13 protein-coding genes are annotated in these 13,857 nt (G+C 63.0%); 1 reads left to right on the top strand and 12 read right to left on the bottom strand.

Going from position 1 to position 13,857, the window contains the following annotated elements; translation table 11 throughout:
* Positions 1-16: 16 nt before the first annotated feature.
* The 12 genes from W911_RS04075 to W911_RS04130 form a co-directional block, all read right to left on the bottom strand.
* A complete protein-coding gene (locus tag W911_RS04075) occupies positions 17-550 on the bottom strand; it encodes a hypothetical protein (RefSeq protein ID WP_023786242.1) in 534 nt (177 codons plus the stop codon).
* A gap of 151 nt (positions 551-701) precedes the next feature.
* Positions 702-1,667, bottom strand: coding sequence for a flagellar motor switch protein FliM (locus W911_RS04080; RefSeq protein ID WP_023786243.1), 966 nt, complete (start codon positions 1,665-1,667; stop codon positions 702-704).
* Positions 1,667-2,710, bottom strand: coding sequence for a flagellar motor switch protein FliG (locus tag W911_RS04085; RefSeq protein ID WP_081717624.1), 1,044 nt, complete (start codon positions 2,708-2,710; stop codon positions 1,667-1,669). Before W911_RS04085 ends, W911_RS04080 begins: the two co-directional genes overlap by 1 nt.
* Before the next feature lie 217 nt (positions 2,711-2,927).
* A complete protein-coding gene (locus W911_RS04090) occupies positions 2,928-3,527 on the bottom strand; it encodes a L,D-transpeptidase (RefSeq protein ID WP_041316252.1) in 600 nt (199 codons plus the stop codon).
* 240 nt (positions 3,528-3,767) lie between these two features.
* Positions 3,768-5,144: a sensor histidine kinase gene (locus W911_RS04095; RefSeq protein WP_023786245.1), complete on the bottom strand. Its 1,377-nt coding sequence runs from the start codon at positions 5,142-5,144 to the stop codon at positions 3,768-3,770.
* Positions 5,131-5,808: a winged helix-turn-helix domain-containing protein gene (locus W911_RS04100; RefSeq protein WP_023786246.1), complete on the bottom strand. Its 678-nt coding sequence runs from the start codon at positions 5,806-5,808 to the stop codon at positions 5,131-5,133. Before W911_RS04100 ends, W911_RS04095 begins: the two co-directional genes overlap by 14 nt.
* A gap of 339 nt (positions 5,809-6,147) precedes the next feature.
* Positions 6,148-6,582 (bottom strand): hypothetical protein, encoded by a 435-nt coding sequence (locus tag W911_RS04105; RefSeq protein ID WP_144083501.1) that lies wholly within the window; start codon positions 6,580-6,582, stop codon positions 6,148-6,150.
* A 131-nt stretch (positions 6,583-6,713) separates the two neighbouring features.
* The gene (locus tag W911_RS04110) at positions 6,714-6,986 is read right to left on the bottom strand and encodes a glycine zipper domain-containing protein (RefSeq protein WP_023786248.1); all 273 of its coding nucleotides are present in this window, start codon (positions 6,984-6,986) and stop codon (positions 6,714-6,716) included.
* A 76-nt stretch (positions 6,987-7,062) separates the two neighbouring features.
* A complete protein-coding gene (locus W911_RS04115) occupies positions 7,063-8,172 on the bottom strand; it encodes an AI-2E family transporter (protein WP_023786249.1) in 1,110 nt (369 codons plus the stop codon).
* 186 nt (positions 8,173-8,358) lie between these two features.
* Positions 8,359-9,942, bottom strand: coding sequence for a GTPase family protein (locus tag W911_RS04120; protein ID WP_023786250.1), 1,584 nt, complete (start codon positions 9,940-9,942; stop codon positions 8,359-8,361).
* Positions 9,939-11,222: a GTPase family protein gene (locus tag W911_RS04125; RefSeq protein WP_023786251.1), complete on the bottom strand. Its 1,284-nt coding sequence runs from the start codon at positions 11,220-11,222 to the stop codon at positions 9,939-9,941. The genes W911_RS04120 and W911_RS04125 overlap by 4 nt, the downstream gene beginning before the upstream one ends.
* A 150-nt stretch (positions 11,223-11,372) precedes the next feature.
* Positions 11,373-11,786, bottom strand: a complete 414-nt coding sequence (locus W911_RS04130) for a c-type cytochrome (RefSeq protein ID WP_023786252.1) — start codon at positions 11,784-11,786, stop codon at positions 11,373-11,375.
* 214 nt (positions 11,787-12,000) lie between these two features.
* Between W911_RS04130 and W911_RS04135 the strand changes: the two genes are divergently transcribed.
* Positions 12,001-13,845 carry a CHASE3 domain-containing protein gene (locus tag W911_RS04135; RefSeq protein ID WP_023786253.1) on the top strand — a complete coding sequence of 615 codons (1,845 nt, stop codon included), beginning with the start codon at positions 12,001-12,003 and terminating at the stop codon, positions 13,843-13,845.
* Positions 13,846-13,857: the final 12 nt, after the last annotated feature.

Consider the following 13,857-nt stretch of genomic DNA (forward strand, 5'->3'; position numbering starts at 1 on the left):
CGTTGTTGTCTTTGTTTTACGCGACGCACGGAATCAGGCGGTCGGCCATGCCTTGCGGCGTCTCGACCGGATTGGCCCTTCCATTGTTGACGAGGTCGGACGCGCGGTTGAGGGCGCTCCGGATCGCACAGGAGGCGTTTTCACAGAAGTCCGAGACACGCGACGGGTCGATGTCGCCCTCGGGGCCGCGGTGGGCGCTGATGACGTCGATCGAGGCGGTCGCCATGGCGTTGATGCCGTCGATGATGCTCTCGAAATCGCGGCGGAAGCCCTCGTCCAGGCCCTCGTAGATCTCAAGGGCCGCGGACGAGCCGGGCAGAGCCGACTTGGCGAAGTATTCGCGATAGGTGACGGGGCGCCATTCGAGCAACTCGTCGAGCATCTCGGGGAGGAGAGTCGGCAGGTTCTCGATCAGAAGCAGGATCTCGTTGAAGTGGTTGAGATAATCGTTGGCGATGCCAGACGCGGGGTTGACGAGCTTTGCCGCGCGCTCTTCCAGTGAAGCCCTGTTGGTATCTTGAGCCCCGGTCGCACTGTCGGTCGTTGCCATGTCTTGTTGCCCGCGTTGAAGTTTCGTCACATGAAGGACGATACTCCACGGCGTTGACTAACAATGCGTTACGACCGCCGAGAAAAAGGGCGCATTCTGATGGATAAAAATGCCGTAGTCTGAAGGAGCTGGCGCAACCGTTGCCGGGTCGTTAGCTCGGAGGCGCGCGGACAGGGGTGCCGATCAGGTCGGCGACGAGTTCTTTCTGGCGATCGATAGGTTGCTCTACAACGAGAGCGAACTGGCTCTTTGACTGGGCCAAGCGGCACCAGAAGATGCGCTCGTCCTGACATTCGAGACCGATCAAGCTCTTCGGATCGGCATTGAGACGCAGAATCTGGCCGGGCTTCAAGGCGGCGATGTCTCCGAGCGTGAGTTCCGGCCCTTCCAGCACCCCCGTCAGGACCATGCTTGCCGATGCAAGGCCGTCCTGCATTTTTTTCTGCCAGTCGGGGTCGACGTTGGCGCCGTCGAGCGCGCGGGTGCGCTCCAGCAGTTTGCGGATCGGGTAGAGCGCCGACTGCGGGATGATCATGAACATCCGTCCGCCGTTATCGAGGATCTGGAAAAGAACCTGGACGGCGATCACGGGAACGTCGGTCTGGCCGAGGATCTGGAAGTCGAGCTTGGTTTCGAGCTTTTCGAGTTCGAAGGTTACCGGCGTGATGGTGGAGACGAGATACTCCAGCTCAGGCACGACAATGCCGAAGACGCTTCGCGCAAGGCGTGCTTCGAGGGACGTGAACGGGCGATCCGCCTCAAACGGCGGCATGGACCCGTCTCCGCCGAACGCGGCGTCGATCAGCGAAAAAATGAAACGGCGGTCAAGGCCGACGACGATCTTGCTGTCCCACTGACGGCTGTAGTAGATGCCGGCGATGCTGTCTTCGTAGGATTCGAGCACGTCCCACGAATTGCCGCTTTCGAGCTGGTTGACGAAGAACGACGAGGGCACGTTGCAATATTCGCGGAACCGTTCCGAAAGCGTAGTCACGAGACGTTCGAGAATGCCTTTCAGAACGTGCAGCCGTTCGACTTCGAGCTTGGGCGGCTCTAGAAGCTTGTCGGTTCCGGGCTGACCGCCGGATTCGCGGATCTCGGTATACTCGTCGGCCATCAATCCTCTTCCTCTTCCGGATTGCCGATCTCAATGATGCCCTTCTCGATCATCTCCATGGCGGTGTCGGCAATCGCGCGGCGGGCTTTCTGAATTTCCTTGGCCGACGGCTTTTTGCCGGTGGCGACTTCCTGCTCGATCATGCGGCGCGCGCGGCCTGGCGTGGCTTCGAGGATGAGTTCGATCATGCGCGGTTCGGCGCCATACAGTGCCATGATGGTGCGGTCGGTCGGAACACCGTCGAACAGGGTGACGAGAGCGGGCGGCGAGAGCTTCGTGAGATCGTCGAACGTGAACAGGAGGCTTCGTACCATCTCTGCCTCTTTCGGACGGTGCTCATCCAGATCGCTCAGGATCTCGTCCATCTGCTTGCGTTCCATCTTGTTGATGATGTCGGCAAGGCGGGCGTGAATGGTGGGACCGGCATTCTTTGCGCTCTTGTAGAGCAGCTCTTCCTTGACGGCGCCTTCGAGAAGCTGGATCGGCCGTTCGAGCACGACTTTCATCGAGAGCATCCGGCGCATGATTTCGTTGCGCAGCGGGCCCGGGAGCATCTTGAGGGCTGCGGCGGCATAATGGGGCGGCGTGCGCGAGAGAACCAGGGCCGAGACCTGCGGGTGCTCCTTCGCGAGATATTGCGCGGTCGAGAGCTCGGGGACCTCGCCGAGCTTGATCCAGATCGACTGCAGGGACTTCGAGCGTACCTGCTGCATGATCTCGGCGATCTGCTCGGGAGGCACGACGCCGTTCAAAAGCTGCTCGACCTCATGCGCTGTCGCGATCAGGTCGCCGCCGGTGCGCAGATGCTGGGCGAACTCCTCGATCAACGCATCGAGCGTTTCCTTGGTGACGGCGCCGAGATCGGTCGCGGTCTGCGCGATCAGCTTGATGTCGTCTTCGTCGAAGTGCTTGAGGATGCGTGAGGCGACCTGTTTGTCCATGGACAGGAGGAGCGCGGCCACCTTCTTGGGGCCGGTCAGTTCCACAGATTCGGCTGGCTCTTCGCCTCGGCTCGGTCGTCTCTCGGCGTTGGCCTGGGTCATTGGTCGCTCTAGTCGGCGCCGCCTGCCCGTGGCCGCGTCCGGCCCGGGCTCGATCTCGAAGCTTCGGCAGCGTCTCGGCGTGGCCGAGCGAAGCGTCAAAGCTCGTTACAGGCTTCCACGATTTGGCTTGAGCGAAGCTTGCGAGACGAGGTGCGCTACAACTCAAATCGGCGGTTCCGAGCCGGTCTGTTGTGTCCCGGAAACCCTCGGGTCAGCTTCAGCTAAAGCGTTGCCACGTCACCGTTACCCGCGTGCCGACGGGGACGCGCTGGTAGAGGTCGATCACATCGTGGTTGTACATGCGGATGCAGCCCTTGGAGACGGCTGTGCCGATGGACCAGGGCGCGTCGGTGCCATGGATGCGGTAGGCCGAGCTGCCGAGATAGAGCGCGCGGGCGCCCATGGGGTTTTGCGGATGTCCGCCGGGTACCCACTTCGGCAACTTGGGGTTTTCGCGAAGCATCGCGGGGGTCGGCGCCCATGGCGGGTTGACGGCCTTGCGGGAGACACTGGTGACGCCCTGCCAACGGCTCTGCTCGCGCGGGACGGCGATCGGATAGCTGATCGCTTCGCCGCGGCGATGCACCCAGTAAAGCTTGCGGTCGCCGAAGGAGACGATGAGCTGGCGGGGTTCATAGCGGTTGCTGAACTTGACCGTTTGGCGAGAGCCGCCGTCCCAAAGGAACGAGAAGAAATCCTGAGCCGCGGCGCGGGACGGCGCGAGGGCGCACGCAACGAGCGCGACAGCCGCCATGAACAGCGCCAGGTGCGGCGCGGGCGCGGGAAGAGAGATGATCCTGGAACGGGCCGTTGCCATGCGGGAAGCCTCCCCTTTTCGGCAGGTCCGCGACGGCGGGCACCTGCGGGTCAATCGGGCTCTACTTCGCGGAGATTATCGTCTTCCGCAGATATGCTACGCAACGTGCCTTCGTCGCGTGCGCCGCGCAACTCAGGAATTTCCCTCATCACGGCGAGGGACGGAAACGATTGTTGTTTTTCTGCATCTATTCCTAATGCATTACGCGGAAACGGTGCGAGGCTTGCTCGCTCCGCGAAGTCAGGTCACGACAGGGAACGAGACCGAGACTTTGAGGCCCGGTTTGTTGTCGCCGAGGGCGACGGATGCGCCGTGGAGGTCTGCGATTGCGCGTGCCAGGCTGAGGCCCAGGCCGTGTCCCGGGCTCGAACGCTCCCGCTCCAGCCGGTAGAAGCGGCGGAAGACGTTCTCGTGCTCCGCTGCCGGGATGCCGGGGCCGTCGTCGGCGACGACAACGACGGCGCCGCGCGACGTGACCGACAGCGCGAGCGTGATCGTCGTACCCGCAGGGGTGTGCTGGAGCGTGTTCTCGATCAGGTTGGCGACGAGCTGCAAGAGCAACTCGTGGTCGCCGCGGATTGTCGCCGCCGGCGTCCCCGCGATATTCCACGTGAGGCGATAGCCCGAGTCCTCGATCACGGGCGCGTAGGCTTCGGCAGCGTCGCTCAACGTCGCCTTGAGATCGAGATCGACGAAGCGCGTGCGCCGGTCGCCGGCTTCGAGCTGGCCGATGTTGAGGAGTGCTTCGAAGGTGGCGACGATGCTGTCGACTTCGCCGATGGCGTTTTCGAGAACGTTGCGGGTTTCGGAATTCGCGGTCTCGGCCTCTGCGGCCGCTTCGAGCTGCTGGCGCAGGCGGGTCATCGGCCGCTTGAGGTCGTGGGCGATGTCTGTGGAGGATTGATTGGCGCTTTCGACGAGACGCTGGAGCTGGGTCAGCATGGCGTTGATGCGCTGGGCGATCTCGTCGAGATCGTGATGGACGTTCTTTACCGGCACGCGCCGGTCCAGGTCGCCGCCCGACACGGCCGAGAGCGTGCCCGCGATATCGTCGATGCGCCGTTGCGTGCCGCGTGCGAGATAGATGCCAGATCCGACGCCGACCGCCGCGGTCGCGAGGAGGCCCCATCCGAGGCTTCGCATCAGGATGCTCCAGGCGTGCTCGACCTCGCGGTTGCTCATTCCGACGAGGAGTTGGCCTTCGGAAACGGGTGCCCAGATGGCGTAGAAGTGGCCTTGCGAGCGGCCTTTGCTGGCGAGTTCGGGCAGATTTTTGCGTTCGAGGTCGTGCCAGCCTTCGAAGGGAGCCTGAGAGCGGACGTTGCCGGCGACGACTTTGCCTTCCGCATCGAGAACGGAAAAAATGCTGTCGATGTCGCGGACCGAATCCATTTCGTCGTGGACCACGGTCACCAGCTCCTTGAAGCCATAGCGGCGGTCGATGGCGAGAAGCGCATCGCGTGCGTTGAGAACACGCGCGCGCACGCCATCTTCCAGGCCGTCTATGAGGTTGACGATCAGGCCGACGAACAGTGCCGTCACACACGCCGTGATGATCAGCGTGAAGGCTGCGGCAGAGCGCACCTCGGTGCGGCGGAAAAGATTACGGATTGTCATTGATGGAATAGCCGCTGCCGCGCACCGTATGAATCAGCGGCCTTGCAAAGGGACGGTCGATTTTGGCGCGCAAGCGCGAAATGTGCGTTTCGACGACGCTTGTGCGGGGATCGAAGTGAAAGCCCCACACGCGTTCCAGCAGCATGGTGCGGGTGACGACGCGGCCTTTATTGCGCAGAAGAACTTCCAGGAGGACCAGCTCCTTGGGCTTCAAGTCGATGCGATCCTTGCCGCGGCGCACCGCGCGCCGGGCGACGTCGAGTTCGAGATCTCCCGCGCGCAGGATGTCGCCTTCGGCCCGCATCGGCGGCCGCCGGCCGAGCGCGTTGACACGCGCGAGCAGCTCGGCAAAAGCAAACGGCTTCACGAGGTAGTCGTCTCCGCCGACGTCGAGCCCCTGGACGCGATCGTTGACGCCGCCGAGCGAGGTCAGAAACAGGATCGAGACGCGGCTTCCGGCGCTGCGCAGCGTGCGCGCGAGAGAGAGCCCGTCGAGGCCCGGCAGCATACGGTCCAGTATGACGATGTCGTAGTTTTCGCGGATGGCGAGCGTCAATCCGTCCTTGCCATCCGATACCACGTCGATGGTGTGACCGGCCTGGACCAGACCTTTCGCGACGTATAGCGCTGTGTCTTTGTCGTCTTCGACAATGAGCACCCGCATGATTCCATGCTCCCTTGCGGCCTTCCGGGGATCAAAGGGACCGGCTGCTTGGTGTCTATATCACCAATTGCGAGCCACCCAAGCTTGCCCGCAGGGCAGGAGGAGCCCGAACGCTTGGAAGCATTCGGGCTCCGGGGCACCCAGCAAGGGACGGGGCCCTATGGGCAGAACCGAGGGGGACCATTGTTCAGGAGCTGGCTGTGAGCCCCGCAAGCGGAGGCGCACATCTCAGAGACTGCCCAGTCCTGAGATTAGGGAGCCAAGGTTACCCCCTCATGTCCGGGACCTTACAATTGCGGTAAAGTCCGAGATCAGGCTGTTGGTAATGTGAGAATGGGGTCACGGCGTGCCCGGTGCATCGGCCTCCGCCACGTCCGAGGGCGAAGGTTCCCCGGACGCTTCCGCAAAGCGTGAGATCACGAACGCGGCGATTGCGAGCAGGAAAATGAGCGGCAGGTTTCTTGCCACGCCGCGAGCGATGCCGGGTGCTGCGGCCGGGGCAACGGATGTGAGCAATGCCATCACCTCGGGCGGGAGCTGGGGGGCGTCGCTTTCCTCATCGGCTTCTTGCGAAGCGTCCGTCGCGTCGGCTGCTGCGGCTGGTTCCCCTACGGGCTCGCTCTCCTTGTTGTTCACGGCCATCGTGATCAGCGCGATGACAGAAAACAGAACGGCCATGATCGCGTACGCGGACACGTGTCCATAAAGCTCGACGAGTTTAATGGAGAGGGCGGCCGTTGCGAACCCTCCGGCCACGAGAAGGGGCACTGCCACCGTCGCGCGTCCCACGAATTTTGAGATGGCTGAGTCGATCGAACGCTCGGCCCGCTTGAAAAGTCCCTGGAACAGCATCGGCGGTCAGTTCTCCCCTCCCGATCTCAGACGAAGCGGCGAGGATGGGTGCGTTACGACTTCCAAAGCGCGCCGATCACGAAGCCGAGTCCCGCCGCAACGGCGAGGGTGGTCAACGGCTGGTCTTTGACCGACTTGTCGACGGCGCTCTTGAAGTTCTGGGCGACTTCCTGAACCTGCTCGGACGCTTCGCGGCCCTGGTCGGCCACGTTGCGCGCGACGCGCTGGATTTCCTCGCCGGTGCGCTCGGCGAAGTCGGTGGCCTTGTCCGCAAGGTCGTCCGCAGTCTTGCCGCCGCGCGTGGTGGTCGATGAGGTGGTGTTCATGGGAAACGCAGCTCCTGTTCCTGTACCGAGGGGCCGTCCGCCCCGCTTCTGTAAACGCGGACGACTGAACTTGGTTTCACTCGGGAAGCTCAGGACCTTCGTCCGGAAACAGGTGACGGAAGGTGACGATGGTCGTCATCAGAATGGGCACGGCCACAAAGGCGCCGATGGGCCCCCACATCCAGGCCCAGAAGCCGATGGCAAGGAAGACAGCGAAGGGGTTTAGCGTCATGCGGCGCCCTAGCAGCAACGGCGTGAAGAACTGGCCTTCGAGTGCGGTGATGGTGAGATAGGCGGCAGGGGCGATGAGCGCTTCGCCGACGGTCGGAAACGTGAAGAGGCCGATCAGGAACAGCACTCCGGTGGTGATGGCCGGCCCGATGTAGGGGATATAGTTGAGAACTGCGGCCAACACGCCCCAGAGCAGCGGGTTGGGAAGGCCGACGGCGTAGGCGATGAGGGCGGTGACACAGCCAAGCACGGTGTTGATGAGTGTGAACGTGCCGAAGTAAACGGTCGTTTTGTGTTCGATGTCGGAGAGGATCTTGAGCGCCGTCAGCCGGGCTTCTCTGCTGGGAAAAACGAGCACAGAACGCGTTTTGATCTCCTTCTGGTAGATCATGTAGAAAATGAGCGCACCGAGGAAGAGAATGCCTTGCGTCACGGCAGGTGTAAGCACCGAGACGATGCTGTGGACGATGTTCGTGTTTTCCTCGACCCGGAGGCTCGTGCCGCCCTGCCCGCCGGTGGCCTGGTTTAAGGCGCCGAACACTTCCTCAAGGAAGTCGAGCGGCCCCGACATGGCCGCGAGCCTCTGGCGGATGAGATCGCCCAATTCGTTGGCGCGGCCGAGCCAATAGGTGATCGGCAGTGAGAGCAGGGTCGCAATTGCGAGCAGGATGGCGACGAAGGCGAGCGTCACGAAGATGACAGCCGGAACGCGGGGCAGCCCGTGGCGCTCGAACCATGCGACGAGAGGGAGCAGGATGTTGGCCACGACCCAGGCCAGGATCACGGGCACCGCCACATCGCGCATGAGATAGAGCGCGGCGAGAACGGCGAGTGCGAAGAGGCCGGTGACCGATACATGCGCCACGAGCGCCCAGGTTTCTGCGGTGGATGGCGTGGGTGCGGGCGTTTCAGCGTTTCTCGGTGTGGTTTCCGGTAACGCCTCCTGGATTGCCATGGCGTGTCACTCCGGTTTTTTTGCTTCGTACACAAGCTGATGGAGGTTTCGCTCAAAGAGCGTTGCGCTTTTTGGAATGCCGCGGCACTTGCCGCGGGTCGCCTTGCTCCCGGGCGCTTCGTGCCGGTTCTTTGGTAGGTAAACTGCGGAAGCTTGGTGGCTTGCCTTGACCGATCGCGCCCTTTCTCATTTTGGGGGAGACTTGGATGGAGGTTCCCTTTTCAGTGCGCCGGCAAGAGCGCGTCCCGCGCCGCTGGCCTGCGACCAGAGGGAGCCCCACGTCCATTTGTCCTTAAGTTCGTGCAGCACGCGCAATAGTTGGGCGCGCGTCGCTTCGGGGAGTGCGTTCGCGATGACCTGCCAGAGGCGCTCCACGTTGTAGGGTTCGGCATCGCGCAGGCTCACCGGCACGGCCTCGTCGGGGCCGAAGCCGAGGTCGCTCGCGGCAGAGGATATGGCTGCCCTGATGCTGCGGGCTTTTTCGCGCTGATCGTCCGCTTCGTACGGTGGGTCCCATTCGGTGAAGGGGCGCAGACGGTCGATATGGGTTGCGACGAGGACGATGGGCGGACGGCGGCGGTTGAGGCGGGCGGCGAAGTGCCGGCGCAGCGCATCGAGTGCAGTCCTGTCAACTTCACGGTCGGCGCGGTTGGCGGCCGCGACCCACAACACGAGATCGCAGTCTGCGGCCTTCTCGATGAGCGCTTCGATGGCGCGAGGATCGGCGACGATGCCGGGGCTGTCGATGATCATGGCCGCGGGAAATCCCTCCCGCTCAAGCCGATAGGGCGTAAACTTGGCGGTAGCGGGTAGGGTGTCGGTTGCCGCTTGGGCTTCGCGGGCAAGCGCATTGACGAGGCTCGATTTGCCGGCACCCGTTTGGCCTGCCACGAGGATGCGGAGCGGTTCTGCCCGAACCTGACCGAGAGCGGTTTCGTCGGCGGCCGTTTCGTCCGATACGTAGCTCGTGAGCGCCCCTGAGGTGACGCGGAGGCGTCCGCCGTAAAGGTCGATGGCGGCGCGGCCGATTTCGGTGATGTAGGCTTCGGTCAGACGGCGCGCGATGGCATCGCGGCCCCACTGCATCATGGCCTTTGAAAGCTGTTCGCGAGCTTCGTTGGCGACCGCTGTTGCGGGATTGATCATGCGGATGACGCGCCAGACGTCGTAGGCTTGCCCGGCGACGTCGAGCGCGCCGCGCCAGCGATACAGGGCGAGAGCCTGCGCAACCGTGAGGCGATCTCCGAAGGGGACGCGTTCGAGCGTGAGCATCCGGAGGCGGCGGCTTACGCGCTCGATGATCGCAAGAGCTTCCGGCATGGTGAACTGCCAGAGAGGGTCTTTGCGGTCGGGATGGATGCGGTGGGCGACGACCTCGATCGTATCCTGTCCGAGCTTCAGAAGAAGCTCTGGGCTGGTGATGGCCGCAGGATCGGTTTTCTGCGCGAGGCGTGTCACGTCTGTCCAGGCCAGCTCTTCGGCGGGCGACCAGTGAAGGCTCGGCGTCTCTGCGGGATCCGTGGCGGGGGCCTCCGCCGTTGAACTTTCAATCGGCTTTGCGGGGGGAAGGAGCCAGCGCTGGGTGAAGTAGACAAGCGCGACGGCAGCAAGGGCGAAGCCGGTCCAGTGAAGGAGATAACCGTTCTGCCAGAGCCAGATGCTGCCGAGCGGGATGAGCGACAGAGCAGGCACGACAAGGCCGATGCTCAGCAGGATCAGAGAGGCTGTGCGCCTCGCAGAGCCTTTGCGTGTGCTTTTGTTTCCTGTCATCGGCGCTCCCCGCCGTCGTTGCGTGACAGCCTTTGTTCTTTGGCGATGCGAAAGGCTTCGCGGAGAGACTGGCGGTAGGTTTCGGCGATGTCGCGGCTGTCCGTGAGACCAAGCCGGCGTCCATGAAGATAGCGGATCGCGGCACGGCCGAGCGCATACGTGACCGCGAAGCTTGCGGCGGCCGATGCCGCGGCGCCTGCCGTTTGGCCATAGACCGGAATGAACTTGGCAAGCTGACGCAGGCCGACGCTGGCCGCGACCTTCGTGAGCGTGCCCGCGCCAAGGGCAGCGCTCAGCTCCGCATATGCGCGCCGGTCCCAGGCAACGCCGTAGAGCGTGCCGAGGCGTGCGAGCATTCGTGCCTGGACGGTGGTTGCCGCGATGGTTCCGGCTACGGGGAAGGGGACGAGATCACCTCCCGCTGCGGCCATGGCATGTCCCATGACGATGGGGTCTGCGGAGCGTGCCTTGGGGTCTGCGGCGAAGCCCGGCATGGCTTGGAGTGCGGCGAGCATTCCGTGCGGCGCGACTGTGGAGAGCGCTTCCGTCAGTGCGTCGAGCCCGTAATCGTGCGGGGCGAGCGCATCTTCGGGCTTGGTGAGATCTATCGGAATGAAAAGGAGCGGGCCTTTTCCCGGCAGGTTATCGAGCAGGGTGCGCTGATAGGCGAGGGCGCGCATCAGGTCGACGGGGATGCGGTCTATGGCTTCGGGCGGAGCGTGCGGATCGAACGGGTAGGGCTGCGTGTGGCCTTGGCCCAGCGGATACGCGTCGTGAAGCGTCGTTTGCGCGACGACAATGGGCCAGTCCGGATGGCGTGAGCGGACCCGATGGAGCGCGTCGCGCACGGCCCCCTGGTCGGGGTCGGTTGCGCGCATGGTGGCGACGATGAGGTGGGCCGCCGCTTCGCTGATCGCGAGATCGTCGGCGGGATCGTACGCCACCTCGCCGAGCCCCCGCGTGTCGAGGAAGCGGAGCACGGGCGTGTCGTCCGGGAAGGCGTAGAGGCGGGCTGTGCGGGTGCAGGGGCGAAAGCCGTCGCCGATGTCGGCGTCGCTCGCCTGGGTGATGGCGCGGATGATCGACGTCTTGCCGCTTTGGACCTTGCCAAGCAACCAGACGACAGGCGCTTGTAGCTCAGTCTGCTGAGAGCGCCCCTCCGCGGCCTCTGCGGCTCGCGGTCGTCCGTCCGTGTGGCTGGAGCCGGCGCCGGGCCATGGCTTGGCGGTCCCGGACAGGCTCGGCAGCACGCCCCTCAGCGCTGCAGCCCATCTCGCCATGACGCCCTCTCATCGGTCAGTCTCGAACGGTGACACGTGATGTCGATTACCCCATCACGCAAGGCTTAAGTCAACGCCCCGAACAAGATGGGGTTCCTCATCGGCGCGCGTGTGGCAGGCGATCATGATTGCAGCGGAAGGCAACGCGGGTCAGGACCCTTCCTTCTGATCTTTGAGATACTGGATGATCTGTTTGCGCGTTTCGGCGTCTTCCACACCCGCAAAGGGCGTCATGGTCGTGTTCGACGCGATAGACTGCGGATTGGCGATGAACTTATCGAGCGTTGCCTCGTCCCAGGTGATGCTTGACGTAAGGCCGCCCGAGTAGTTGCCGAAGCCTTCGACCTGCCCTGCCGGCGCTCCGAAGATGTTGTGAAGGCTGGGGCCGAGACGATTGTCGCCTTCGTTTACAGTGTGGCACGTGCGGCAATGGTTGTTGAATTCGATCTGGCCTTTGCTCGCGTCGCCACCGGGGGCCGGGCCTGCTCCTGCTGCTGCCGGTGGTGCCGATCCCACGTTCAGGCAGGCCGCACTCAGAATGAGCGCCAGGGATGCCGTCCGCATTGATGCCTCTCCTTGTTGCTTTTTCAGCGGTATGCGGAAATTAACGCCCTTTTTGGGGAAGAGTTCCCGGGATACTTTTCTGGCGCGGGCGGACGGTTTCGGCCGCCAAGCTTCGGCTGTGTGAGGAAGTCCGAGCCTTTTCAGGGATAATCTGGCACCTAGCAGAAGCTTGTGTATGATGCCCCCGCCAACAGGGGAGTGGGTTCAACAACCAATGCTGGACAGATTGGCCAACGTGTTCGGGGCCCGCGTGCCGGAGGTGGCGGGCGCGGCGCTCATCTTCATCTTCGGCCTGACATTTTGGCTGGGCACCCGATACGCGGAGCAAGCGGAGTGGGTGCGCCACTCTCTTCAAGTAGAAATGAAGCTCTCGGGCATCTACGCCCTTTTGAAGGACGCCGAACTCGGCCAGCGGAGTTACATTCTGACTGGCGAGGCCGATTTCCTGCAGCCGTTCCTGCGGGCAAAGACCGAGCTTCCCGACGAAATTTCCGAACTCAAGGCTCTGCTTTCCGACAACGAAGAGCAGTTCGAGGCGTTCAAAGAGGCGGTGCCGATCATCGAGCGGCGCCTTGCTTATGCGGAAGAGACGATCTCCGTGCGGCGCCAGCAGGGGTTCGATGCGGCGCAGGCGCGCGTGCTGCAGCGCTATGGCTTGAAGGTGACCGAGGAGTTGCGCGACCGCTTCCAGGCTTTGCGGACGGTGGAGCATGGGCTGCTCGAAAAACGCGAGGCCGATATGCTTCGCACCGTGAACGTTCTTGCCGTCGCAGTCATGATGGCGTTTCTCATGACATTGCTCGCCCTATCGGCCTGGATATTCCGTACGCGTCGCGACACGGCGGACATCGCAACAGCGAACAAGCTTCTGCAGGAAACGATCGCGGATCGGGATGTGGCGGAGATGCAAATCCGCCAGATGCAGAAGGTCGAGGCCGTGGGGCAGCTCACAGGCGGGATTGCGCACGACTTCAACAATATGCTCGCCGTCATCATGAGCGGTATCGGGCTTGCGCAAAAGCGGCTTCAGCGCGGCCAGGACGGCGCCGAGGAGTTCCTCAACGGAGCGCTCGACGGCGCAAACCGCGCGGCGACGCTGGTCAAGCGTCTGCTCGCGTTCTCGCGCCAGCAGCCGCTTGCACCCAAGGCCATCGACGCGAACAAGTTCGTGGCCGGTATTTCGGAACTGATTTCGCGCGCGCTCGGCGAGATGATCCAGATGGAGACGATCCTGGGTGGCGGATTGTGGCTTACGCACGTCGATCCGGTTCAGCTTGAGAACTCGATCCTGAACTTGTGCGTCAACGCGCGCGACGCGATGCCGGACGGAGGTTGTCTTACGGTGGAGACGGCGAACTGCCATCTCGACGACCGATACGCCCGCCTGCATCCCGGAATTCCTGCGGGTCAGTATGTCCTGATCGCCGTGACGGATACCGGCACGGGGATGTCGACCGACATCCTACATAAAGCATTCGATCCATTCTTCACGACGAAGGATGCGACCAAGGGGACGGGGCTCGGCCTCTCGCAAGTCTACGGTTTCGTCAAGCAGTCCGGCGGACATGTGAAGATCTACTCGGAGATCGGACAGGGCTCGACGGTCAAAATCTATCTGCCGCGCCATTATGCGGTGGAGGCGGAGCGCCACGACGTTGTGGTGCACGAGGTCATCCGGGCGAAGGGTGCAGAGACGGTTCTTTTGGTCGAGGACGACGTTCGCGTGCTCGAACTCACGACGGCGAGTTTGCGAGAATTGGGATACACGGTTCTCGTGGCGGGTGGCGCTAAAGATGCGCTCGCACAGCTCGATAGCGATGTCGAGATCGACCTCCTGCTGACAGATATCGTGATGCCGGAGATGAACGGCCGGAAACTTGCCGATGCGGCGGAAAAGCTGAGACCCGGACTCAAAGTGATCTTCATGACCGGGTTTACGAAAAACGCGGTGGTGCACAATGGCGTGCTCGACCCCGGCGTGAACTTCCTCGCCAAGCCGTTCTCGCTCGAAGAGCTGTCGGCGAAAATCTGCGAAGTTCTCGAAACGGAAAGAGCGTAGTCCGTCAGGGCG

The organism is Hyphomicrobium nitrativorans NL23, assembly GCF_000503895.1.
Taxonomy (GTDB): domain Bacteria; phylum Pseudomonadota; class Alphaproteobacteria; order Rhizobiales; family Hyphomicrobiaceae; genus Hyphomicrobium_C; species Hyphomicrobium_C nitrativorans.

Bases quoted from the DNA above. Each gene is read 5' to 3' on its own strand.
- W911_RS04090 (WP_041316252.1), bottom strand. From the start codon at position 3,527: ATGGCAACGGCCCGTTCCAGGATCATCTCTCTTCCCGCGCCCGCGCCG.
- W911_RS04110 (WP_023786248.1), bottom strand. From the start codon at position 6,986: ATGAACACCACCTCATCGACCACCACGCGCGGCGGCAAGACTGCGGAC.
- W911_RS04085 (WP_081717624.1), bottom strand. From the start codon at position 2,710: ATGACCCAGGCCAACGCCGAGAGACGACCGAGCCGAGGCGAAGAGCCA.
- W911_RS04075 (WP_023786242.1), bottom strand. From the start codon at position 550: ATGGCAACGACCGACAGTGCGACCGGGGCTCAAGATACCAACAGGGCT.
- W911_RS04125 (WP_023786251.1), bottom strand. From the start codon at position 11,222: ATGGCGAGATGGGCTGCAGCGCTGAGGGGCGTGCTGCCGAGCCTGTCC.
- W911_RS04080 (WP_023786243.1), bottom strand. From the start codon at position 1,667: ATGGCCGACGAGTATACCGAGATCCGCGAATCCGGCGGTCAGCCCGGA.
- W911_RS04100 (WP_023786246.1), bottom strand. From the start codon at position 5,808: ATGCGGGTGCTCATTGTCGAAGACGACAAAGACACAGCGCTATACGTC.
- W911_RS04120 (WP_023786250.1), bottom strand. From the start codon at position 9,942: ATGACAGGAAACAAAAGCACACGCAAAGGCTCTGCGAGGCGCACAGCC.
- W911_RS04115 (WP_023786249.1), bottom strand. From the start codon at position 8,172: ATGGCAATCCAGGAGGCGTTACCGGAAACCACACCGAGAAACGCTGAA.
- W911_RS04130 (WP_023786252.1), bottom strand. From the start codon at position 11,786: ATGCGGACGGCATCCCTGGCGCTCATTCTGAGTGCGGCCTGCCTGAAC.
- W911_RS04095 (WP_023786245.1), bottom strand. From the start codon at position 5,144: ATGACAATCCGTAATCTTTTCCGCCGCACCGAGGTGCGCTCTGCCGCA.
- W911_RS04135 (WP_023786253.1), top strand. From the start codon at position 12,001: ATGCTGGACAGATTGGCCAACGTGTTCGGGGCCCGCGTGCCGGAGGTG.